15 protein-coding genes and 1 riboswitch are annotated in these 20,805 nt (G+C 68.1%); of the genes, 2 read left to right on the forward strand and 13 right to left on the reverse strand.

Annotated features, from left to right (window positions below):
- Nucleotides 1-76: 76 nt before the first annotated feature.
- The 3 genes from OD750_RS01285 to metF all read right to left on the reverse strand — a co-directional run bounded on the left by OD750_RS01285 (nucleotide 77) and on the right by metF (nucleotide 2,744).
- Nucleotides 77-460 carry a DUF6916 family protein gene (locus OD750_RS01285; RefSeq protein WP_263544587.1) on the reverse strand — a complete coding sequence of 128 codons (384 nt, stop codon included), beginning with the start codon at nucleotides 458-460 and terminating at the stop codon, nucleotides 77-79.
- 4 nt (nucleotides 461-464) lie between these two features.
- On the reverse strand, nucleotides 465-1,718 hold the full coding sequence (locus OD750_RS01290) for a zinc-dependent metalloprotease (RefSeq protein WP_263544588.1): 1,254 nt from the start codon (nucleotides 1,716-1,718) through the stop codon (nucleotides 465-467).
- A 198-nt stretch (nucleotides 1,719-1,916) separates the two neighbouring features.
- On the reverse strand, nucleotides 1,917-2,744 hold the full coding sequence (gene metF / locus OD750_RS01295; RefSeq protein ID WP_263544589.1) for a methylenetetrahydrofolate reductase [NAD(P)H]: 828 nt from the start codon (nucleotides 2,742-2,744) through the stop codon (nucleotides 1,917-1,919).
- Between the two features lie 180 nt (nucleotides 2,745-2,924).
- On the opposite strand from metF, the gene OD750_RS01300 reads away from it, so the two are divergent.
- Nucleotides 2,925-4,019: a GGDEF domain-containing protein gene (locus tag OD750_RS01300; RefSeq protein ID WP_263544590.1), complete on the forward strand. Its 1,095-nt coding sequence runs from the start codon at nucleotides 2,925-2,927 to the stop codon at nucleotides 4,017-4,019.
- A 59-nt stretch (nucleotides 4,020-4,078) separates the two neighbouring features.
- Here OD750_RS01300 and ahcY read toward each other — a convergent pair whose 3' ends face one another.
- The 10 genes from ahcY to OD750_RS01350 all read right to left on the reverse strand — a co-directional run bounded on the left by ahcY (nucleotide 4,079) and on the right by OD750_RS01350 (nucleotide 18,767).
- Nucleotides 4,079-5,503 carry an adenosylhomocysteinase gene (gene ahcY / locus OD750_RS01305; RefSeq protein ID WP_272841736.1) on the reverse strand — a complete coding sequence of 475 codons (1,425 nt, stop codon included), beginning with the start codon at nucleotides 5,501-5,503 and terminating at the stop codon, nucleotides 4,079-4,081.
- A 14-nt stretch (nucleotides 5,504-5,517) separates the two neighbouring features.
- A riboswitch (S-adenosyl-L-homocysteine riboswitch) is annotated at nucleotides 5,518-5,611 on the reverse strand.
- Between the two features lie 88 nt (nucleotides 5,612-5,699).
- On the reverse strand, nucleotides 5,700-7,523 hold the full coding sequence (locus OD750_RS01310) for a 2Fe-2S iron-sulfur cluster-binding protein (RefSeq protein WP_263543050.1): 1,824 nt from the start codon (nucleotides 7,521-7,523) through the stop codon (nucleotides 5,700-5,702).
- Nucleotides 7,520-8,209 (reverse strand): PepSY domain-containing protein, encoded by a 690-nt coding sequence (locus OD750_RS01315; RefSeq protein ID WP_263543051.1) that lies wholly within the window; start codon nucleotides 8,207-8,209, stop codon nucleotides 7,520-7,522. The genes OD750_RS01310 and OD750_RS01315 overlap by 4 nt, the downstream gene beginning before the upstream one ends.
- Nucleotides 8,210-8,236: 27 nt before the next feature.
- Nucleotides 8,237-10,966 carry a TonB-dependent receptor gene (locus tag OD750_RS01320; RefSeq protein ID WP_263543052.1) on the reverse strand — a complete coding sequence of 910 codons (2,730 nt, stop codon included), beginning with the start codon at nucleotides 10,964-10,966 and terminating at the stop codon, nucleotides 8,237-8,239.
- 210 nt (nucleotides 10,967-11,176) lie between these two features.
- Nucleotides 11,177-11,554, reverse strand: a complete 378-nt coding sequence (locus OD750_RS01325; RefSeq protein WP_263543053.1) for a CopL family metal-binding regulatory protein — start codon at nucleotides 11,552-11,554, stop codon at nucleotides 11,177-11,179.
- 234 nt (nucleotides 11,555-11,788) lie between these two features.
- Nucleotides 11,789-13,996, reverse strand: a complete 2,208-nt coding sequence (locus OD750_RS01330) for a patatin-like phospholipase family protein (protein ID WP_263543054.1) — start codon at nucleotides 13,994-13,996, stop codon at nucleotides 11,789-11,791.
- A gap of 78 nt (nucleotides 13,997-14,074) precedes the next feature.
- Nucleotides 14,075-16,396 carry a TonB-dependent receptor gene (locus OD750_RS01335; protein ID WP_263543055.1) on the reverse strand — a complete coding sequence of 774 codons (2,322 nt, stop codon included), beginning with the start codon at nucleotides 16,394-16,396 and terminating at the stop codon, nucleotides 14,075-14,077.
- Nucleotides 16,393-17,331 carry a FecR family protein gene (locus OD750_RS01340; RefSeq protein ID WP_263543056.1) on the reverse strand — a complete coding sequence of 313 codons (939 nt, stop codon included), beginning with the start codon at nucleotides 17,329-17,331 and terminating at the stop codon, nucleotides 16,393-16,395. The genes OD750_RS01335 and OD750_RS01340 overlap by 4 nt, the downstream gene beginning before the upstream one ends.
- A gap of 118 nt (nucleotides 17,332-17,449) precedes the next feature.
- A complete protein-coding gene (locus tag OD750_RS01345; RefSeq protein WP_263543057.1) occupies nucleotides 17,450-17,983 on the reverse strand; it encodes an RNA polymerase sigma factor in 534 nt (177 codons plus the stop codon).
- A 67-nt stretch (nucleotides 17,984-18,050) separates the two neighbouring features.
- Complete coding sequence (locus OD750_RS01350; RefSeq protein ID WP_263543058.1) at nucleotides 18,051-18,767, reverse strand: energy transducer TonB; 717 nt, start codon at nucleotides 18,765-18,767, stop codon at nucleotides 18,051-18,053.
- Nucleotides 18,768-19,184: 417 nt separating this feature from the next.
- Between OD750_RS01350 and OD750_RS01355 the strand changes: the two genes are divergently transcribed.
- Nucleotides 19,185-20,747 (forward strand): hypothetical protein, encoded by a 1,563-nt coding sequence (locus tag OD750_RS01355; RefSeq protein ID WP_263543059.1) that lies wholly within the window; start codon nucleotides 19,185-19,187, stop codon nucleotides 20,745-20,747.
- Nucleotides 20,748-20,805 lie beyond the last annotated feature (58 nt).

Consider the following 20,805-nt stretch of genomic DNA (forward strand, 5'->3'; position numbering starts at 1 on the left):
GCATTCGGCGGGGTTGTGGGATGCGACCTGCTGCCGGGAGAACCAAGAGCGAAAAGCGTCGCAGACCCGAGCATGCCTAATTGAATGTGATTTCGTAGCACATGCCTTTGCCGTCCGGCCCGACCGGCACGACGAACAAGTTCAGAATTCCCAAAGTGGGATGATGGACGTCGTACATGCCCTGCAAGGCCGAGCGGCTGGCGCCGTTTTCGCGCAGGATCACCATGAACGGCTCGTTGCGCGGGCTCGGATTGTTCAGCCGCTGCGCCAGCGCCAGCTCCACATCGATGTATTCGTCGCCGCGCGCCATGCGCACGGTCTGCCCGACGATCGCTTCGAATGCGGCAAAAGGTACTTCGTCGAGCATCGCGCGTCCCCCCGGTTTGGCGAGCGCGCAGCGTAGCCCGCGAACATCGTCGCGGCAAGCACGGGCCGGCCCGTCGCGGGCCGGCCCGTGCATACGTTTACCGGAACGCGCCGACCGTCGCCTTCGTGTTGTTCAACACGCGATGGTTGTCGTTGCGATTGGTCGTGCCCATCGCGCGACCGCCGTAGGTCTTGCCCGGGTTCGACCAGTAGTTGAGGCGCGTGCACGTCGTCGACGAACAGGCATACGCCATGATCGTGCGCCAGCCGCCCGCCGTCGACTGGAAGCCGTGGCCGTAGGCATACGGCGTATTCGTCGGATCGTTCGCCGGATCGTGGCGCGCCGACTGCAGATGGCCGATCTCGTGCGCGAACGAGTAGTAGCCGGTCGCGCAGTCCCAGTACACCTCGGCGAACGCCGTCGACGCGCTCGAGCCGATGCCCGAGGCGAGGCCGCAGTACGCCGTGTTGTTGACGATCAGCACCGCGACGTCGGCCGTGTTCGTATTGCGCTGGCTGTGGATCGAATCCATGTAGCCGTCGGACGTGCCGCGATAGCGCGCAAGGTCGGTGTCGAAGTTGCCGGTCTCGGTGTAGCTGACCTGCGACTTCGCGGCGAGCTGCAGATTGATCTCCACGGCGCTGTTGCTATAGCCGGTGTTCGACTCGGCGACCGCGAGCGTGATCAGGCCGTTGATGTCGCCGGAGTTGCTCGCGGCGGCCGGCGTGTAGTTCACGAGCACGCGGATCGTCGTGATCGCCTCGCCGGCGGACGGCGTTTCCGGCATCGCCACGGGCTTTTCGAAGATGCGCCGATACGCCTCGGGCGGATGATCCAGCGGCATCAGGTTTTCGTCGACTTCGACGACGACGTGGCGCGCGTCCTTGAGCGGACGGATCTTGAACAGCTGTCCGTTCACGCGCAGATTGCCGGTCACCTTGTCGCCGTTCTTGACGAGGATCAGCGAGTTCATCGGATCGTCGGCGATTTCGTTCTTCGTCATCTGCCGCTGCAACGCGGTGTCGGTGACGATGCCCTGCCAGACGAGGCTGCCGTCCTCGGTGCGGTACGACGACGTGCGCGCGACGTTGAGGCCGACGTAGCCGCCGAGATCGAGACCGACGTTGAGCGACTGCGTATCGTCGCCGAGACCCGCGGCATTCACCGTCACGACATTGATTTTCGCCGACGAAGGCTCGCGCGCCTGGGCGGCGTACGCGCTGTCGTTCTCGACCGCGCTATACGCCAGCGGCGCCGAGCCGAACAAATCCACTTTTCCCTGAGCTGCCGCCGTTCCCGACGCCAGCAGTCCCGCTCCCGCGATGCTCAACCACGCAAAAGACCGTTTCATACGTATCTCCCCACGGTACGGCGCACGTCGAGATCCGGCGCAAGAGGAGTCGTGCGCCAACCGGGCTTAGAGCAGCCGGACCCTCCCCACCCTCGGACGTCCGCGCGCGCGGCGCTCGAACGAAACCGCGGCGGCGTGCCCCCGCACGTCGCCGATTGTTTGGATCAGGGTCTACTCGGCAACCAACGCGCCCGCGGCTCAGCCGCGCAGGCGTTCCACGATGGAAACTGTGGAGCGTGCACGGTTCAGCGTATAGAAGTGCAGCGCCGGCGCGCCGCCGTCGACGAGGCGGCGGCACAGGTCGCTGACGACGTCGATGCCGAATTCGCGAATCGCCTCGTGATCGTCGCCGAACGCCTGCAGGCGACGCGCGACCCAGCGCGGGATCTCGGCGCCGCACATTTCAGAAAAACGCCGCAATTGCGAATAATTCGTGATCGGCATGATGCCCGGCACGATCGGCACCGTCACGCCGAGACGGCGCGCGTCGTCGACGAAGCGGAAGTAGGCGTCCGGATTGTAGAAGTACTGCGTGATGGCGCCGTCGGCGCCGGCGTCCACCTTGCGCTTGAAGTGCGCAAGGTCGGCGTGCGCGTCGTCCGACTGCGGATGCACCTCGGGATAGCACGCGACTTCGATGTGGAAATAGTCGCCGCTCTCGGCGCGGATGAATTCGACGAGGTCGCTGGCGTAGCGGAAGTCGCCGTAGGTCGCCATGCCGGACGGCAGGTCGCCACGCAGCGCGACGAGCCGGCGGCAGCCCTTGTCGCGGTATTGCTGGATCAGCGTGCGGATTTCCGCGCGCGTGCCGCCCATGCAAGACAGGTGCGGCGCGGCGTCGAGGCCATGGTCGTCGCGCAGATGGCAGATCGTGTCGGGCGTGTAGCTGAGCGTCGAGCCGCCGGCGCCGAACGTCACCGAAACGTATTCGGGCTTCAGCTCCTTGAGCTTTGGCAGCGCTTTTTCGAGCACGTCGCGCTGTTCGTCGGTCTTGGGCGGGAAGAACTCGAGACTGATGGGCAACATGCCGGGAAACCTTGGATTGACGGACGAAGGTCTCGATTATATCTCTTTGTCGCGATGGAAAGATGCGCGACGGACGCGAGGCCGAGGTGCCGTCTGGTTTCGTACCAGACGCGCAAGCATGGATGGTGAACTGTTGTATTCGTACAGGACGACGGCGGGCCGTTTTTCGAGAATGCCGCCATGACTTCGTCACCCAGCGAACGCTCCTACGCCGAAGCCGAGTGCGCCACCGAATGTACGACGATGGCGCGCCGGGGTACTGCGGGCGGTTTGTACTACGTCGCGGGCTGGCTCGTCGTCTGCGTCGAAGCCGACGTCTACGGGAGGCACCCGCTGGTCATCGCCGCGATCGGCGCGGCGTTCGCCGCGCTGGCCATCGCGCGCCTCGCGCTCGCGTACGGCCGGCCGCTGGGGCAGATGCAGCAGGAACGTCACCTGCGCCGATGGTGGTGCGTCATCTTTGCGACCTTGACGTTGTGGTCGGGCGTCAGTACGTGGTGCTACGTCGACGACGATTTCGAATCCGCGCGCGTCGTAGTGCTGTTGTGCTCGATGGCGTTCGCGACCGCGGCGATCTTCGTGTATGCGGTGCGCGGGCGGCGGGCGTTCGCCGGCGCCGCGGCGCAGCTGGTGCCGAGTCTCGCCTGGACGTTCGCGGAGGCGGAAACCGGCGTCGCGATCATGCTGTCGCTATTCTCGATCTATCTTGTCGGCGCGCTGTTCGCCAACTACGCGGACCACTGCGAGCAACGCGCGCAGCGGCGCGAACTCGCCGCCCAGCGAGACCGCTACGTCGGCCTTGCGCACACCGATGTGCTGACCAGCCTGCCGAACCGGCGCGTATTCACCTGGACGCTCGAACAGATGTTCGCGAGCGAATCGGCCGCGAGCCTTCTGATCGTCGACATCGACCACTTCAAGCGGATCAACGACACATACGGCCACGCAGCCGGCGACGCATGCCTCGTCGCGTTCGCCGAAATTCTGCGCGACAGCGTCGCGGGCTGCGACGCTGTCGTCGCAAGGCTCGGCGGCGAGGAATTCGGCATCGTGCTTCAGGGCATCCCGCTGCCGACCGCGAACGGGCTCGCGCTGGCGATCCGGGGGCGCCTGCATGCGTCCGCGAACGATCCGACGCTCTGCAACGTCACGGCGAGCATCGGCGTGGGCGACCGACGCGCCGAATACCGCCGGCCCGAGGAATGGTTCGTCGACGTCGACCGCGCGCTGTACCGCGCCAAGCACAACGGCCGCGATCGCGTCTGCAGCGTCTGAAAGAAAAAACGCCGCAATCTCGCGATTGCGGCGTCGGATACTTCACCGATCGCCGGCGATCAGTAGCGGTAGTGCTCCGGCTTGTACGGGCCTTCCGGATCGACGCCGAGGTAGGCGGCCTGGTCGGCGGTGAGCTTCGTCAGCTTCACGCCGATCTTTTCCAGATGCAGGCGCGCGACTTCCTCGTCGAGCTTCTTGGGCAGGCGGTAGACGGTCTTCTCGTAGACGTCCTTGTTCGCCCACAGGTCGAGCTGCGCGAGCGTCTGGTTCGAGAACGAATTCGACATGACGAAGCTCGGGTGGCCGGTGGCGCAGCCGAGGTTCACCAGGCGGCCTTCGGCGAGCAGGAACATCTCGCGGCCGCCGGGCAGAACGTACTTGTCGACCTGCGGCTTGATGTTGATCTTCTTGATGCCGGCCAGCGCGTTGAGCGCGTCGACCTGGATCTCGTTGTCGAAGTGACCGATGTTGCAGACGATGGCCTGGTCCTTCATCTTGGTCATGTGCTCGACCGTGATGACGTCCTTGTTGCCGGTCGTCGTGACGTAGATGTCGGCGAGGCCGAGCGACGCTTCGACGGTGTCGACCTGGAAGCCTTCCATCGCGGCCTGCAGCGCGTTGATCGGATCGATTTCGGTCACGATCACGCGCGCGCCGTAGGCGCGCAGGCTGTGCGCCGAGCCCTTGCCGACGTCGCCGTAGCCGCACACGACGGCCACCTTGCCGGCGAGCATCACGTCCATCGCGCGCTTGAGACCGTCGGCCAGCGATTCGCGGCAGCCGTACAGGTTGTCGAACTTCGACTTCGTCACCGAGTCGTTGACGTTGATCGCCGGCACGAGCAGCTTGCCGGCTTCCATCATCTGGTACAGGCGGTGCACGCCGGTCGTCGTTTCTTCCGAAACGCCCTTCCAGTCCTTGACCACGTTGGTCCAGAAGCCCGGACGCTCCTTGGCGACGCGCTTGAGCAGGTTCTTGATCACCTGCTCCTCGTGCGAGCCCGACGGGGTGTTGACCCAGTCCGAACCCTGTTCGAGTTCGTAGCCCTTGTGGATCAGGAGCGTCACGTCGCCGCCGTCGTCGACGACGAGCTCAGGACCCTTGCTGCCCGGGTGGGTGACGCAGTCGAGCGTGCAGTCCCAGTATTCTTCGAGCGACTCGCCCTTCCACGCGAACACCGGCACGCCGGCGGCGGCGATCGCGGCGGCGGCATGGTCCTGCGTCGAGAAGATGTTGCACGACGCCCAGCGCACCGAGGCGCCGAGGTCGACCAGCGTCTCGATCAGCACGGCGGTCTGGATCGTCATGTGCAGCGAGCCGGTTACGCGCACGCCCTTGAGCGGCTTGGCGGCGGCGTACTTCTTGCGGATCGACATCAGGCCCGGCATCTCGTGCTCGGCGATCTCGATTTCCTTGCGGCCCCAGTCGGCGAGCGACAGGTCCGCGACTTTGTAGTCGTTCTTCAAGTTCACGACAGCGTTCATGGTTCAGCTCCAGGATTGGGCGGGCGCGGTTTCGGTTACCCGAAAACCGCCGAGCCTGATTTCGTACCGGCGCACGGCCTGGCCGAACTTGCAGCGCCCCTCGGCGGCGAGAGGGGCGCGATTATATCGCCGAATCCCGATGAAGCGATAAAGGTTTCGTTACAAGTCCGGCAAGACGTGCGCCGCCGTTTCCCGGTCAGATCTTGAAGTCGTCGAAAGCGATGCGCTCCGGTGGAATTTCAAGCTGCGCCAGCAGCTTGCGCGTCGCCGCGAGCATCGCCGGCGGTCCGCACAGGTAGAACTCGCAGGCGGCGAGGTTCGCGTGGTCGCGCAGCAGGCGTGCGTGCGCGACCTCGTGGACGAGGCCATTCGACGCTTCGGCTTCCTCCGACAGCACCAGATGCCAGCTGAAGTTCGGGTGCCTGGCCGCGAGCGCCGTCATTTCGTCGACATAGGGCGCTTCGCGGGCTTTGCGCGCGCCGTACCAGTAGTGGATGCGCTCGGTCGCGCCGGCATCGAGCCGCGCGTGGATCATCGCGCGCAGCGGCGCCATGCCCGCGCCGCCGCCGATGAACACCTTTTCGCGTTCGCCGGGCTTGAGCGCGAAATCGCCGAACGGGCCGCTGTAGCGCACCGTGTCGCCGGGCTTGAGCGAATACAGATACGTCGATCCCTTGCCGGGCGGATGCTTCTTGCCGTGCTGCCGGCCCGGGCTGAAGCGCGCGAGCAGCGTCAGGCGTCCGTCGCATTTCTCCACCGGCAGCGCGAGCGAGTACGAACGCCGCACGCCTTCCTTGTTCGCGAGGGTCGGCGGCAGGTCGAGCGCCGCCCAGTCGTCGCGGTGGTGTTCCGGATGCGCGATGTCGCCGCGCGCGAACGCATAGCCGGGCACGTGCACCTGCAGATAGGCGCCCGGCTGGAACTCGGACCCCGGCGGCGTCGCCGGCGCCAGCACGATCTCGCGCAGGAACGGCGTGACCGCGGTGACGCGCTCGACGGTGCCGGTGCATTCGGTCCACAGGCTCGCGCCGGCCGCGACTTCGATGCGTGCCGCGTCGCCGATCGCGAGATTGCACGCGAGGCGATAGCCCATGCGCACGCGGCTGTCGCCGAGGTGCTCGCGGTCGGCCGCGGTCGGCTCAGGCGGCGTGCCGCAGACGCGCACTTCGCAAAGGCCGCAGCTCTGGCCGCCGCCGCAGTTCGACGGCAGCTGCAGCCCGTGGCGGCCCATCGCGACGTACACCGTGTCGCCGTCGTGCGATTCGATCGAGCGCAGCTCCGTGCCGTTCGTGTCGAGCACGGTCAGCGCGCGCCGGCGCCGCCAGCGCGCGGGCACGAATTCGCTCGCGCGAAAGCTCGCCACGAGCAGCCACACGCCCGACAGCGCGATCCACAGGCCGCCGGCCGCGAGCAGGATCACCAGCGGATGGTTGAAGTTCTGCCGGCCGCTGTAGTCCATGATATGCAGCATCCAGACGATGTCGAACCAGCGCCACGTGTCGTTGCGGCGTTCTAGGATTTCGCCGTCCTGCGCCGAAACGTACAGCGTCGTTGAATCTTCGTCGGAAAAATCGACACGCCAGATCGGCCCGGCGTGCCCGCGCACTTCGAGCGTCGCCGCGTCGAGCCGCTGCGGCGTCCCGGGAACGCCGTCGCCGACGTAGTCGGCTTGCGCGATCGCCAGCGCCGTCGCGGCGTCGACCTCGACGGCCGCCAGCGTGTGCGCGTCGACGAGCCATTCCTTGTCCTGAAACGCCAGGCGATAGACCGGACGATCGAGCAGGCGCCGCGTGTCGAGCGCCTGCACCGGTTGTTTCGCCGCGGCGAGCGCCTGCGCGGGCGATGCCGCGTCGACGGGCCACGCCCGCGTATCCGGCGCGACGGGCGCGCGGTGGTGCTCGCCTTCCACGCGATGATGGTCGAGGAGGCTCATCACGAGGCCGCTAAAGGTCCAGACGACGAACTGCAGCGCGACGAGGAGCCCGAACCACTTGTGCAATCGACGGATCCACGGCGTCATGCGGCGGGCCTCCGGCGAAAGCTGTAGAACAGGAGCCACGCGCCCGACAGCGCGAACACGAAGCCGATCGACGAGGCGACGCGCAGCAGGGTGTTGTTGACGTCGGTGCGCGCGTCGTAGTCCATGATGTGGAACATCCACAGGAAGTCGAACCAGCGCCACAGGTCGTGGCGCTTGGCGAGCATCTCCCCGGTGTCGGGCGACAGGTACAGCGTCGTCTCGTTGGCGTCGTCGAACGCGATGCGCCACAGCGGTACCGGACGCGTGGCGACTTCCTGCGGCGCCTTGTCGATCAGCGCCGCGCTGCGTATCGGCGCCTTGCCCTGGTACAGCGCGACGGCGACGTCGCGCGCCGCCGCCTCGCCGAGCGGGCTCAGCGCCTCGCCGGTGACCGCGTCGACGAGCGACGTCCTGCCGTCGTGCCGCACTTCGATCACTACACGATCGACGAGCCGCTTGACGCGGAACCCGGTCATACCGGGGAACTGCGCGGCGAGCGCCGACGCCTCCCGCATCGGCGCCCCGGACAGCGGCCTGGCCGCGCTCTTGGCGAGATGATCGCCATGGATGACGTGGATCGAGATCGAGACCATGTACAGGCCGCTCGCCATCCACAGCAGCGCCTGTATGCCGATCGCGAGGCCGATCCACTTGTGGGCGCGTCGCGCCCAGAATGCCGGTTTCATAGGATTTCCGATGCGATGGGCGGGCGGTTACCAGCGGAAGTTCGCTTTGACGTTCCAGCGGCGGCCGAGGAGGTCGTACGTCATCGTGTCGGTGTTCGCGTCGGTGTAGCTCTGGATGAACGGCGCCTTCTTGTCGAACAGGTTGTCGACGCCGATCGCGACGTCGAGCGCCTCGTTGACCTCGTATTTCACTTGTACATTGTGATACGCGAGGCTCGGCGCGCGTTCGCCGATGTCGCCCGGCAGCGCGTTGATGTCGTCCGCGGAACCGATGTACTGCACGCTCCACGAACCCGACCACGCGCCGCGCTGCGCGGTCAGCGCCGCGAGCGAACGCCACTTGGCGAAACTGCCGCGACCGCCGGTGATCTTGCCGGCGTAGCGGATCTCGTCCGCGCCGTCGAACGGACGCACGTCGTAGTTCTTGAGGTACGACACGTCCCACGACAGCGTCGCCTTCCAGTCGTCGACCGACGCGAACTCGTACAGCACGCCGAGGTCGATGCCGGACATGCGCTCGCTCGCGGTGTTGAGCGGCTGCGACGAGAGGAACTCGATCTCGCCGGTCTGCGCGTTGCGCGTGAAGTGCGCGGGGCCGCAGAACACGCTCGACAGGCCCGGCGTGTTGTAGCAGACCGAGAGCTTGGTCGAACCGTCGATACGCTGGATCGCGTTGTCGATCTTCACGTTGAAATAGTCGAGCGTCACCGTGAGATCGGGCGCGAACTGCGGCGTCCACACGATGCCCGCGGTCAGCGTCTTGGCGTCTTCGGGTTGAAGGTCGGCGTTGCCGCCGACCGTCGTCAGCACGGTGTTGCCGAGCTGCGTATAGCCGACCGGCACGCCCGACGCGCGGCAGTTCTGCGCGACGGTCGACGACGCCGGCATCGCGCTCCAGCCGCTGCACGGATCGGTCGTCGTGAGATTGCCCTCCGACACGCCGCCGAAGAGCTCCGGCACGTTCGGGATGCGGAACGCCGACGCGACGTTCGCGCGCGCCTTGAGCGACGGCGTGATCTCCCAGTCGAGGCCGAGCTTGTAGTTCGTGTCGTTGCCGAACAGGTCGTAGTTCGAATAGCGGCCGGCGGCGTTGAGCGTCAGCGAGCGCGCGAACGGACTGTCCATCAGGAGCGGCACCGCGAATTCGACGTAGGCCTCCTTCGCCACGTAGTCGCCGGCGATCGGATCCTGCTGGTTCGTGTTGGCGATGCCGGCGACCGTGCGCGGGTCGGGATTGCGCCAGCCTTTCTCCTGCCGCACTTCAAGGCCCGTGGCCATGCCGACCCATCCGGCCGGCAGTTCGAACAGTTCGCCGGAAAGATTCGCGGTCCAGCTCTTCTGCTCGTTGCCGCCCTTGTCGCGCGTGGTGAACAGGATGTAGTCGAGCACGGCCTGCGTCACGTCGCCGTAGCCGAGATAGTCGGCGCACGGGATCGCCGCGCCGGCCGCGTTGCTGCACACCGACGTGTCGAGCGTGCGCGCGACGCGGTCGAGATCGGCGACGGCGGTCGAGCCGTCGGTGCCGGTGTTGCGGCCGAAATTGATCGCGGTCGTCCAGTCCCAGCCCGTGCCGATGCGGCCCTGCGCGCCGAACACGACGCGCGTCGTGTCGACTTCCTGGTAGAACTCGCGCACGCCCGCTTCGAGCAGGCGCCGGCGCTGCAGCAGCAGGTTCTGTCCGGTCGGGTTCGTCGGATGATCGGCGGCGATGTTGATCGGGCGGTACACGCCGAGCGCGCCGGGCGTCGCGAGCTGGTTCGAGTCGCGGTGCGTGTACATCAGCTCGGCGAACAGCGACGTGTTCTCGTCGACGTCCAGCGTGCCGAACGCGCCGACGCTGACGCGCTTCAACGGATTGACCGCGTTGAGGTACGGATTCGAGTTGAAGTTGTGCTTGCCCGGCGAATACGTTTCGTAGAAATCGCCGTCGCCGTTCGGGTCCTGGTTGAAGTTGACGCGACGGCCGTCGGCGAGAATCGCGCGACCGCCGATCGTCGACGAGCTGCCCACGCAGACGAGCTTGCCGCCGTCTTCGCCGAGCGCGCACGGCGCGCGGCTGGCCATGTTCACGGTGCCGCTCTCGGCGTAGTTGATCGACGCCATCGCGGTGTACGCATCGCCGGTCTTGCCCCAGGCGACGTCGGCCGCCTTTTCGGCACCGTCGCCCTTGAAGGTTTCGCCGTAGCGGATCGACGTTTGAAGACCGTCGAATTTTTTCTTCGTGATGATGTTGACGACGCCGGCGACGGCGTCGGCGCCGTAGATCGCCGATGCGCCGTCCTTGAGCACTTCGATGCGTTCGATCAGCGCGACCGGAATGGTGTTGAGGTCGACCGAACTGTTCGCGCCGGTGCCGCCGTTGACGACGCGGCGGCCGTTGAGCAGCACCAGCGTGCGGTTGATGCCGAGGCCGCGCAGGTTGACCTGCGTCGTGCCGTAGCCGTTGTCGGCCCAGTAGGCGTTCGTCTGGTTGCCGGCGAAACCGGCCGACGCCGGCATGCGCTGCAAGATGTTCTCGACGGAGATCGCGCCGGAGCGTTCGATCGCCTCGGCATCGATCACGGTGACGGGACCGACGCCGGAAATCTGCGCGCGTTTGATGTGGCTGCCGGTGACGACGACGGCTTCGAGGCTCGCCGTCTCGGCCGCCTCGGCGGGGGATGCGGCGTCGGCGGACTGGGCGAACGACGCGGGCACGGCGCCGAGCGACAACAACGCGCCGACGGCGACGGTAAGGCGATTGCGTTTGCAAGACATGGAACAACTCCCGAACTTTCTGATCTCGTGGGTCGATCGAGCCCGCGAAGCCGCGCAGTGTGTGTGCGGCGGCGCGCCGCGTCGACGCGACGCAGTGACGCGCCGGGCGGGGCGGAGGGCTCGAAGGCTTGGGTGTGCGCCGCGCGCGGCACGGTTGGCCGCGAAATGCGCGCAACGACGAACGGGCCACGGCGAGCGTGGCCGGCGAGATCAGACGATCGGAGGTCGAAACAGCGGCGTGCGTGTGCTCGACGGCACATGCGGCGCCGACCAGACGAGCGGTTCGGCGAGCAACGCGTGCGGCAGCAGCGACGGCGCGACCGCCGGCAGCGCGGCGACCGACAGAAAGCAGATGCAGCCGCAGGTGCCCTTCGCGCAGTCGCAATCGTCGTGCGCTCCGCCGCGCCCGCCCTTGCCGGACTCGGCGCAGTCGTCGCCGCGGCTGGCCGCCGGTGCCTGCGCGAGCGCCGTCACGGTGGCGTTCGCGGGTTCGCCGGCATTCGCGTTCGACGGCCACGACAACACCCGCCCGTCGAGACACAAGGTCACGAGCAGCAGGCAGCGCAGCAGGAAGTCGAGCGAAGGCATGGCGACGGCGTGACGGGTCCGGTGGTGAACGCTGGTTTCCACGCGCGGCCAAGTCCCCTGGCGACGGCTGGAAACGACGACGATGCGACCCCGGACGGATGTCGGGGCCGCCTATCAGTTATCACGCCGAAAACCGCGGTGTCAACGCGCTTGCGCCGCGCAACGGTTTGACGCGGGCGTTGCCGCGGCGCAGCACGCCGAATTGCGCGCGTCTTTGCATAGAAGTAGAAAAATTCAATCGTTCGGGCGCAGCAGCGAACCGAACGTCAGGTAGAACGAATTGTGGCCGCCCTGCGCGTGGCCGTAGCCGACGAAAACCGGGCCGAGAAACGTGTCGATGCCGAGAAACAGGCTGCCGGCGCCGACGAGGTCCTTGCCGCGCACTTCGTCGCGCGTATCCCAGATGCCGCCGGCTTCGAGGCTCGCGCCGGCGTAGACCGGCACCGAAATCAGCTTCGTCGCGTCGGTGAGGCGGCGGTAGTAGACGACGCGTCCGAGCGCCGTCTGTCCCGCGAGCAACTGGTTTTCGGTGAAACCCGAGAGGTTCGCAAGGCCGCCGAGCGTGCCGAACGTCGAGAGCAGGTCGCCGTCGCCGCCGGCGCTGTGCAGTCGCGTGCCGACGAGCCAGCGGTTCGCGCCGTACGAGAACGCGGTGTCCCAGTTCAGGCGCACGACGTTCGCCGCCGATTCGGACCCGAGTTCGGTCAGCAGCAACTCGTCGGACAGGTCCAGCCGCGAACCGCGTGTCGGAAAGCCCGAATCGTCGAGGCTGTCGCGTGTCACCTGCAGCTTGACGCCGCCGAACGTCTGGTCGAGCGAGGCGGGCAGGTCGGGCGTGCCGACGCGGCGCTTGACCGAGTCGTAGCCGTATTCGATCGTGCCGGAGAAGCGCCAGGTCGCATCCGGTGTGTAGCCCAGTTCCAATGCGGCGATGCTGCGGCTGCGGCGGTACTCGGCGAGCGTTTCGTTGAGGTCGATGCCCGAGCCGATCGGGATGTTGTTGGCGCGATAGTCGAGATACGGCGCGACGTAGTACTGGCCGTGGTCGCCGAACGGCTGATAGAACTCGCTGTGCAGGCCGGTGACGCGGCCGAGTTCGAGACGGTTGCGCGATTCGCCGCCGCGTTCGTTCAAGCCGGTGAAGTTCATTTCGCCGATCAGCTGGTAGCTGTTGCGGCCGGCGAAGTCGTCGGACAGGCGCAGCCCGAAGCGCAGGAAATTCGGGCCCCAGCCCTTGTCGACCGGGTGTACCTCCAGGCCGGTCTTGCCGTCGCGTTCGGCGAGCTCGTACGTGATGCGCTCGTAGCTGCCTTCGCCGTAGGCGAGGCCGATGTCGGATTCGAGCGTCTTCGGGTCGAACGGCTTGTCGACGTTGTCGGACAGGCGCTGCTCGACGTAGGCGGCGGTGCGGCTGCGCCCGCGCAGCACGTCGATGAACGCGATCAGCGGCGGATCGAAGCCGCGCTGGCGATGACGCGCGGTGAACTGCGCGTAGCGCGCCTCGTCGACCGCGTAGCGGCGCAGGGCGACGACGGCTTTTTCCGCGCTCGCGGCGCCCGCCGCGACCGTTTCGCCGGCGCGCTGGAAGTCGGCGCTGCCGACGTCGCCGAGATCGGGCACGATCAGCACGTCGGCGTCGCCGAGCGTCGCCAACTGAATATCCGTCTCGCGTTTCATCAGTGTCGTGAGCATCTGGTTGGCGATCGAGAACGGCGAGTTGAGCTTTTCCTCGTCGACCAGCGGTTCGCCGACGTTGACGACGATCAGGCGCGTGCCGCCGAGGGCGCGCGCGACGTCGATCGGTACATTGTCCACAATGCCGCCGTCGACCATCAGCCGGCCGCGGTAGCGCACCGGCGCGAACGCGCCCGGCACCGACATGCTGGCGCGGATCGCCATCGCGAGATCGCCGTCGGAAAACACCACTTTCTCGCCGTTGCCGATATCGGTCGCGATCGAGCGGAACGGGATCGGCAGGTCGTCGAAGGTCTGCACGCCGCCGGTCGACAGCAATAGGCGCCGCAGCAGGAGCTGCAGTTTCTGGCCCTGGATCATGCCGCGCGGCAGCGCGATGCTGCCGTCCTTCAAACCGAGTTCGATGCCGCCGAGAAAGCGCAGTTCGTCTTCCTTGCGCCGCATCGGCAGTTCCTGGCGCGGCGGATCGTCGCGGAACATGTCTTTCCAGTCGATGCCCTTCAGCACCACTTCGATCGCGTCGGCGTCGTAGCCGGCCGCGTACAGGCCGCCGACGATCGCGCCCATCGAGGTGCCGGTGATGCAGTCGATCGGCACGCGCTCGCGTTCGAGCACCTTGAGCACGCCGATGTGCGCGGCGCCGCGCGCGCCGCCGCCGCCGAGCACGAGGCAGGTGCGCGCCGCGGCCGGCGCGGCGATGCACGACACGAGAGTCAAAAAGGCGAGCAGGCGTAGCGAAAGGCGCATCGGCGACGGTCCGTGTGGCGTTGCGCGAAGCGTACTTGACGCGGGCGAAGCGCGACACCGCGCCCCGTCGTCAGGCGATCACCGCCACTCGTACTGCCAGCGCAGCTCGGTCCGGCGCGGGTCGCCCAGGCGATAGCGCGTGTCGTAGAAGCGGTCGTTGAGGCTGAAGTCGACGCGATCGAGATAGGTCTGGTCGAACGCGTTGGTGACGATGAGCGCGAGCTCCCATTCGTCCTTGCGATAGCCGACGCGAAAGTCGACGAGGTTGTAGGCCGGCCGCCGCTTCTTCGGGCTGATTTCCTGTGCCGATTCGGCCTCCGAGACGCGGTAGGCGTCGATCGTGCCGTACCAGCGCAGGTCCGCGCCGTAGCGCGCGCCGAGGATCACCGTGCGCTCCGGCGCGCCGGGCATCGGCGGTGTCGGATCGGTGTTGCCGTAGCGGTAGTACTGGAAATCGGCGTCGATCCAGCCGGCGCCGGCGTTCAGGCGCCACAGCGGCGACAGCCGGTACTCGGCTTCGAGTTCGGCGCCGCGCGCGAGGCCCCGCGCGCCGATGTGGTTGTTGACGAAGTGGAAGCGTTCGCTGACCTTCGTGTGGAACACGGCGGTGCGCGTCGACAGGTCGCCGCCGAGCCAGCTTGCCTGCCAGCCCAGCTGGGCGGAGTCGTCGCGTTCGGCCGGCTGTATCCAGTCGGGAAACAGCCCGAGGCTCGAGCGGATGCCGCGGCCGTAGCTCAGCGTGAAGCGCTGGTCGGCGAGCGGCGACCACGCGGCGGTGACGAGCGGCACCGGAGTGCTCGTGCGAACCTGTCCGAACTGGCGCAGCGGCGGGTTTTCGGCGAGGTCGGCGCAGACGCCGGGCTGTGGATCGCGCAGTTCGCCGACGTCGCATTCGACGCTGACGATGTAGCGCCGCGTCAGTTCGCGCACGTGGCGCACGCCGGCGCCGAGCGACCATTGGTCGTTGAAACGGTGCTCGGCCCACGCCCACACGCTGCGCGTGCGGAAGTCGAGGTCCTTGCGATAGTCGGCGACGCGCTGGTACCCGGTCGCCCACGTTGCGTCGTGGTCGGAGAACGACATGCCGCTGACCTCGGCGCCGAGCGCGAAGTCCCAGTCGTCGGTGTGGTGATGGCCGGACAGGCTCGTCGCGTTGCGCCGCTCGGTGTTGAAGATGCCGGCCGGGCCGAACGTGGAGCCGAGCCATGCGCCGCGATGCTGCGCGACGGTGCCGTTCGCGGTCAGGCGCAGGTACCACGCATCGTTGCCGTACTGCACGTTCGTCGCGGCGCCGACGGCGCGCGTGCGCATCGCGCGCACGACGCGCGCGTAGCTCGCGCCGTCGTCGGGCAGCGGAAACGGCGATTCGCCGGCGGCGGTCCACAACGGCGCGTCGTCGCCCGAGACGAGGAGCGCGGAGACTTCCGCGGACAGGCCCGGTATCGATTCCGGCACGAGATTGAGTTTGACGAACGCGTTGTCGACGTCGCGGTGCGCGCGGTTGGCCTGCGGCACGAAGCGTTCGTCGACGTAGTTCGGCAGGCGGCGGTTTTCGAGCGCGACGCGGATGCCGCTTTCGCCGTCGCCGAAACGGCTCGACCACGACGCCGAGGCGCGGTGCGCGCCGTCGTTGCCGAGGCCGAAACCGGCGCGCAGCGTCGGCGTTTCGGACGGCGCCGCGGTGTACAGGTTCAAGGCGCCGGCCGCGCCGGGGCCGCCGCGCTCGAAGCTGCGCGGACCGCGTTCGAGGTCCAGGCCCGCGAGATTCTCCACCGACACCATGTCGCCTTCGATCAGGCTCGTGCCGAGGTCGATGTCGTCGAGGCGGACGGCGAGGCCGCTGAACGTATCGAGGTCGCGCTCGATCGCGCGGATGGCGAGGCCCGCGCCGCTCGCGTAGACGTTCGGCGCGTAGCGGTTGATCTGCGACAGGCTCAGGAGCGGCGCGGTATCGAGCCGGTCCTGCGTGATGCGCGTGATGCTCATCGCGTCCTGCGCGAGCCGCGTGACCGGCGCTTGCGCCGCTATCACGGGTTCGAGCGCCGGCAGCGGCGTGTCTTCGACGGCGAGCGTGTCGAGTTCGATCGTTTCGGTCTGGCCGGCGACGACTTCGATCGCGCCGTCGTCGCGGCGGCGCCACGACAGGCCGAGCGGTTTCAAGAGCGCGTCGAGCGCTTCGCCCAGGCTCGTCGTTTCGCGCCGGCCGTCGCATTCGAGGTCGGCGACGCGCCCGGTGTTGTCGACGATCGGCACGCCGGTGCGCGCGGTCAGCTGCTCCAGGCAGCCGAGGAGCGGACCCGGCGGCAGATCGAGTTCGACGGTATCGGACGGGTCGGTCGCGAAAACGCTGGCGGGCAGCAGTACGGCGAGCAGCGCGATCCTGCGCAGTTTCGGCGTCATTGCACCACGTAGGCGACGCGCGGCAGGTGCCGCAGGCTCAGCTGCGACGTCTGCGCGAGCACGCGCAGCGCGGCATCGGGATCGGCAAGGGGCAGCGTCGCGGTGATCGGCATCTGCGCGTGAGCGGTGTCGAGCAGCACGATGCGTTCGGGCAGGTAGCGGTCGAGTTCGGCCAGCACGTCGACGAGCGGCTTGCGCTCGGCCGAGAGTACGCCGCGCGTCCAGCTGTCGGCGTTGACGTCGAGTTCGACGACGTCGAAATTCACGTCGTCGCCGACGAGCACCTGCTGCCCGGCGGTCAACTGCGCCGACTTTCCGTCGCCGCGCGTGACCCGCACGATGCCTTCCTGCACGCCGACGTGCGTCGCGCGGTCGCCGCGGTCGACGACGAAGCGCGTGCCGACGGCCATCGCGTCGGTGCCGCCGGCCAGCACGTGCAGCGGACGGGCCGGGTCTTTCGCGACGCTGATCGCGAGGCGCCCGCGTACGAGTTCGATGTCGCGGCGCGACGGCGTCATGCGGATGCGCACGGCACTGTCGGTGTCGAGCTGCAGCACCGACCCGTCGGCGAGCGTCTGCGTGACCGGCTGGCCGATCGCGCTGTGCAGGTCGCTGCGCAGGTTCTGCACGGTCGGTTGAACGCGCGGGCCGGCGACGAGCGCGACCAGCAGCAACAGCGGCGCGGCGGCGAGGCTCCAGCGCAGCAGCGGGCGGCGCGACGCGCGCGGCGCTTGCGCCGGGAGCGGCGCATCGGCGCCGAGCGCCTGCTGCAGCGCGAAACCGGCGGCGGCGACGTCGGCGTAGGCAAGGCGATGGCGCACGTCGCGCGCGAGCCAGGCGTCGAGCCGGGCGGACTCGGCGGTCGACAGCGAACCCTCACCGGCAAGTGCATGCCAGCGGGCGGCTTCGAGCTGCAGCGATTCGGGCGTGTTCATAGCCATGTCTCTAGGCGGGACGCGGCAACGGCGAGTTTCCCCCAACGCCGTCGCTCGGAGTTTGCATCGGCGGGACGTCGTGTTCCCGCGCTCGTATCGATGAGGCCGGTGTGCCCGTTCATTGGCGTCGCTTCCCGCCCAGCGCCGCGCCGAGCTGGGCGAGTGCGCGGGTCAGGTGGTTTTCGACCGTCTTGGGCTGCAGCTTGAGCCGGTCGGCGATTTCCTTTTGCGTGTGGCCGTGCACGCGCGACAGCACGAGCACGTCGCGCGCGCGCGGCGTGAGCGTGGCGAGCGCGGCGTTGACGCGCGCGACCTCCTCGTGCACGGCGGCGATGTGGTCGGCGCCCGGCGCCGGACCCGGTTCGTCGGCCATCACGTCGGCCGCGTAGGCGTCGCTGACGATGCGGCGGCGCAGCTGGTCGCGCGCGAGGTTCGTCGCGACGTGGAACAGAAACGCGCGCGGCTGCGCGATCGGCTCGCGCCGCGCCTGCGACAACAGGCGGATGCCGGCTTCCTGCGCGAGATCCTCGGCTTGCGCCGCGTCGCCGCACAGGCGGCGCAGGTAGGCCACGAGCTCGCCGAAGCACGAGGCGTACAGCTCGGCGATCGCGTCGCCGGCGGCGTCGGTGTGTTGCGGGGCGAACGAGCTCATGCGTGCGCGGCGCCGTTGCCGCGGCGATGCCGCCCGGGCCGCGCCTGCGTATCGACGGGCGCGGGCATCAAATGCTCAGTCGGTAGACGATCGGCAGGTGCAGCTCGAGTTCGGCCGCCTCGCCGGTGTCGAACGTCGCCGCCGGTACCGGAGAGGCGCGGCGCAGGAGTTCGAGCGCGGCCTGGTCGAGCACGGCGTGGCCCGAGCTTTGCGCGACGCGCTGCTGGACGAGACGCCCGTCGGGCAGCAGCACGACGACGATTTCGACGGTGCCTTCCAGCCGCGCGCGGCGCGCGGAGGGCGGGTAGCGGCGATACTGCGAGAGCCACGCGAGAATGCGCACGCTCGCGCGGTCGGCGGCGCTCGTGGTCGAGACCACCGCATCGGGACCTTCGACGATCGATTCGGGGACCGCGGGCGCGGACAGTGGCTGGGCCGACGGCATCAGCGGCAACGGTTCGGGCAGCGTCGCGGTGGCGGCGACCGGTGCGGGTTGCGGCGCCGGCCTGCGCGATGCCGCGATGCGCGGCTTCGGTTGCGGCAGCGGCGGCGGTTCGACCGGCGCGGCCTGTGCGGTGTCGGCGCTGCCGTCGTTGTCGCCGGCGCGCAGTTCCACCTGCAGCGGCGGTTTTTCGAGGCCCGGCACGAACGTCGGCGCCCATTGCCACAGCGCGACGGCGGCGGCGACGTGCAGTGCGAACGACAGTCCGAACGCGAGCGCCGGGCGCAGTTCGCGCCGCGCCGCATCGAAGCGCACGGGCGCGCCGGGCTCGGCCGGTCGCACGCAAACGCTCGGTTCCGACCAGTCGGATCGGGCGGCGGACAGGATGGCGTCGGACGTGCTCAGCATCGCGGACGGTTGATTCAGTTTCGGCTACGGCCGGCGGATATTAGCCATAAGCGATGGGAAAAAGCATGTAGTGCAGAAATCGTTCAAAATTTGCGCGGGACCGCGGAGGCTGCCGGACGGCTCGGGCGCGCGATGAATCCGCGCGCCGACGATGCGCGTTGGGGGGATCGCGAGCCCCGCGCGTCCCAACGATGTCGACGTAAACGCGCCCTGGGAAGGTCAGAGCAAGCAGCAAGGTCGAATTTCGCGTTAGGCGCGCGAAATCCCACAAGAACCATTGCCTTGCTCCGACCGCTTCCAACCGTCGGCCCACGACTACAGAAACACGCTGTACGACTTGAAGGAATGACGATGAGCCCGATCCACCCGTACCGACGTGCGCTGCGCACCTGCCTGGGCGCCCTCGCGCTCGCGCTGGTCGCAACGACCGCGGACGCCGTGCGGCTGAATCCCGACGGCACCGGCCAGGTTCTGCTGTTTCCGTACTACACCACGCGCGCCGGCAACCAGACGATCTTCACGCTGGTCAACCACACCACGCGCACCAAGGCGCTCAACGTGCGCCTGAGCGAGGCGCGCAACGGCCGCGCGACGCTCAACTTCAACGTCTACCTCGGCCCGCGCGACACCTGGACCGGCGTGCTGTTCTCGATCGACGAAACGCGTCCGGCGAACCTCATCGCGACCGATCCGTCGTGCACGTATCCGGCGCTCGTCGACGAAATGCTGATCGACGGCCGCGGTTATTCGCCGCTGCTCGAGTACGAATACACCGGCGCGAACGACGATGCCGGCCCGGACGACTACGACCGCATCAGCGAAGGCACGATCACGGTCATCGAAACGGGCAATTTCGTGCCGGGCTCGGATCTCGCCAAGGCCGTGGCGCCGACCGGCACGAACGGCGCGCCGGCCAACTGCGACGTGATCCGCGCGGCCTGGACCGGCGGCGCGTGGACGACCAATCCCGGCGCCGACCTTACCAACCCGACCGGCGGCATCAGCGGCGAGGCGATGGTGCTCAACGTCGGCGTCGGCACGGTGATGGGTTTCAACGCGACCGCGCTCGACGATTTTCGCGTCGACCCGGCCGACCTGCCGGCCGGCAGCCGCGCGTCGGTCGTCTCGCACGCGCATCCGAACCGCTTCCGGCCGACGCTGGCCGACGCGCTGAGCGATCCGGTCGCCGCGGTCGCGAAAGCGACGGTCGATCTGCAGTACCGCCGCATGGAGCTCGAATATCCGGCGACGCGCGCGATCGACGCGGTCAGCGCCGTGCTGATGTCGAGCACGATTTCGACGAATTATTCGGCCGACCGCGTCGCCGGCGCGACGACCGAGTGGGTCATCGCGTTTCCGACGAAACCGTTCTACACCGACGAGGCGATCGTCGGCACGACCGCGCTCGCGCCGTTCGGCGGCGTGTATCCGCGCGCCGGCGACGAAGCCGCGTCCGTCGTGTCGGCGGGATACACCTTGTACGACCGCACCGGCCGCAGCGTGCCGACGTCGAACGGCACGTCGCCGCGACTGGCGCTGGGCTACGTCGCGCAGGTCGTCGCGGTCGCGCCGCGCGACGAAGGCTCGCTGCCCGCGCTGCCGCATCCGCTGGCATCGGTGCTGCAGCCGCGCCTGCAGCCGATTCCGTCGACGCGCCGGCACGACGGCGGCACGATCGACGTCAATCTCGTCAACGCCGGCGAGCTCAATCGCGCGCTGCGTCCGTCGACCGAAGGCACTGTGATGTACGGCCTGCCGGCGATCGGTTTCGCCGCGGTCAACTACATCAACCGCAATACCGGCGTGTCGTCGGCGGCGAACTACAGCGTCGCCAAGCCGCAGCGGCGCGCGCAGGACTGCCGTCGAAATCTTTTGAACTGCGACGTGCCGTCCGGGAATAACGGAGGACCGTAACACGTACGACGGGCGGTGGACGGACCCATCGCCCGGAACCATCCGATCGGGACGAGGC

This window comes from Tahibacter soli, from assembly GCF_025717065.2.
In the GTDB taxonomy this organism is placed as follows: domain Bacteria; phylum Pseudomonadota; class Gammaproteobacteria; order Xanthomonadales; family Rhodanobacteraceae; genus Tahibacter; species Tahibacter soli.

Excerpts from the sequence above, each read along its gene's own strand:
- OD750_RS01345 (WP_263543057.1), bottom strand. The coding sequence starts at position 17,983 with ATGAGCTCGTTCGCCCCGCAACACACCGACGCCGCCGGCGACGCGATC.
- OD750_RS01320 (WP_263543052.1), bottom strand. The coding sequence starts at position 10,966 with ATGTCTTGCAAACGCAATCGCCTTACCGTCGCCGTCGGCGCGTTGTTG.
- metF (WP_263544589.1), bottom strand. The coding sequence starts at position 2,744 with ATGTTGCCCATCAGTCTCGAGTTCTTCCCGCCCAAGACCGACGAACAG.
- OD750_RS01330 (WP_263543054.1), bottom strand. The coding sequence starts at position 13,996 with ATGCGCCTTTCGCTACGCCTGCTCGCCTTTTTGACTCTCGTGTCGTGC.
- OD750_RS01315 (WP_263543051.1), bottom strand. The coding sequence starts at position 8,209 with ATGAAACCGGCATTCTGGGCGCGACGCGCCCACAAGTGGATCGGCCTC.
- OD750_RS01285 (WP_263544587.1), bottom strand. The coding sequence starts at position 460 with ATGCACGGGCCGGCCCGCGACGGGCCGGCCCGTGCTTGCCGCGACGAT.
- OD750_RS01340 (WP_263543056.1), bottom strand. The coding sequence starts at position 17,331 with ATGAACACGCCCGAATCGCTGCAGCTCGAAGCCGCCCGCTGGCATGCA.
- OD750_RS01300 (WP_263544590.1), top strand. The coding sequence starts at position 2,925 with ATGACTTCGTCACCCAGCGAACGCTCCTACGCCGAAGCCGAGTGCGCC.
- OD750_RS01325 (WP_263543053.1), bottom strand. The coding sequence starts at position 11,554 with ATGCCTTCGCTCGACTTCCTGCTGCGCTGCCTGCTGCTCGTGACCTTG.
- OD750_RS01335 (WP_263543055.1), bottom strand. The coding sequence starts at position 16,396 with ATGACGCCGAAACTGCGCAGGATCGCGCTGCTCGCCGTACTGCTGCCC.
- OD750_RS01355 (WP_263543059.1), top strand. The coding sequence starts at position 19,185 with ATGAGCCCGATCCACCCGTACCGACGTGCGCTGCGCACCTGCCTGGGC.
- ahcY (WP_272841736.1), bottom strand. The coding sequence starts at position 5,503 with ATGAACGCTGTCGTGAACTTGAAGAACGACTACAAAGTCGCGGACCTG.
- OD750_RS01310 (WP_263543050.1), bottom strand. The coding sequence starts at position 7,523 with ATGACGCCGTGGATCCGTCGATTGCACAAGTGGTTCGGGCTCCTCGTC.
- OD750_RS01290 (WP_263544588.1), bottom strand. The coding sequence starts at position 1,718 with ATGAAACGGTCTTTTGCGTGGTTGAGCATCGCGGGAGCGGGACTGCTG.